The sequence below is a fragment of the Candidatus Symbiopectobacterium sp. NZEC135 genome (assembly GCF_025962695.1).
Map to the genome: position 1 here is coordinate 1 of NZ_JAGFPF010000750.1, position 982 is coordinate 982.

3 protein-coding genes are annotated in these 982 nt (G+C 55.4%); 1 reads left to right on the top strand and 2 read right to left on the bottom strand.

Annotated features, from left to right (window positions below; translation table 11 throughout):
- Positions 1–93, top strand: a 93-nt coding sequence (locus tag J5224_RS35985) for a KUP/HAK/KT family potassium transporter (protein WP_413544747.1), incomplete at its 5' end; no start/stop codon positions are given.
- A gap of 150 nt (positions 94–243) precedes the next feature.
- Here the strand turns inward: J5224_RS35985 and J5224_RS30185 are convergent.
- The gene (locus J5224_RS30185) at positions 244–660 is read right to left on the bottom strand and encodes a GFA family protein (RefSeq protein ID WP_319802391.1); all 417 of its coding nucleotides are present in this window, start codon (positions 658–660) and stop codon (positions 244–246) included.
- A 94-nt stretch (positions 661–754) separates the two neighbouring features.
- Positions 755–982 (bottom strand): ClpXP protease specificity-enhancing factor SspB (locus J5224_RS30190; protein WP_264628734.1); only part of this gene is annotated, 228 nt, incomplete at its 5' end.

Below are 982 nucleotides of genomic sequence, written 5' to 3' on the forward strand. Positions count from 1 at the left end.
ATGATGTTGAGTCGTAATGCGTTGCGTGCGGCCGATCAGTTTGAGATACCGCCGAACCGGCTGATAGAGCTGGGGATTCAGGTGGAGATTTAGTGTATGACCAGGCTGATGACAAAGTCACTTTCCCCCTCGTCATCCTCGGCGAAAGCCGGGGATCTCAGTCAGAAGAAACGCGTTTCATCTGCACGAGATTCCCGCCTTCGCGGGAATGACGGGGTGGACGGAAATGAGTGGCTGGATGAGTCAGCTACTGCTGTTGAACTGATCGAGGATGTCCTGCTCTGTCAGCATTGGGGTTTGCTGGGCGAAATCATAAAAATCCGGTTTGCTTTCGATATAAATCTGGCTCACCAACCGTTTGCGATCGTCCGGGAATATCCCCGCAGACAGCTCATAGGTTTGCGTTTCCAACAGCAGGTAATAGAGATGGGTGCCACAGATGCGGCAGAACGTACGCTCGGCCCATTCTGACGAGCGATAATGCGTGACGTTCTCTTCACCGTGCATCACCACGTCCTGTTTGCACTCTACCGCCAACAGCGGTCCGCCGCCCCACTGGCGGCACATATTGCAGTGACACACGCTAACGTCATGCACGCACGCTTCCGGCACGTCGACGGTGACTGCACCGCATAAGCACTGGCCCTTGGTCATTTTCATCACGCCCTCCTGCCGCAAACGGTTATCGTTTTTTTCAACGCTGTTGCCATAAAAAAGGGGCATACCGACGGTTGCCCCTTTTCTGTGAATGTGGTTATTTTACCACGCGTAACGAGGGTCGCCCGCCGCGCGGAGCCGGTGGTGGCTCGTCATCAGGCGGGTTAGTCTCTATCACGTTGTCTTGATGCTCGTTATCCACAACCGACATCACCACACCCGGCGTCAATGCCTCACCCTGCGCATCCGTCAGGTTATCCAGCTCATAGGCTGGCTCGGGCTCAAACATGGTGCCAGCCCCGTTCTCACGGGCGTAAATGGCCAG

Excerpts from the sequence above, each read along its gene's own strand:
- J5224_RS30185 (WP_319802391.1), bottom strand. The coding sequence starts at position 660 with ATGAAAATGACCAAGGGCCAGTGCTTATGCGGTGCAGTCACCGTCGAC.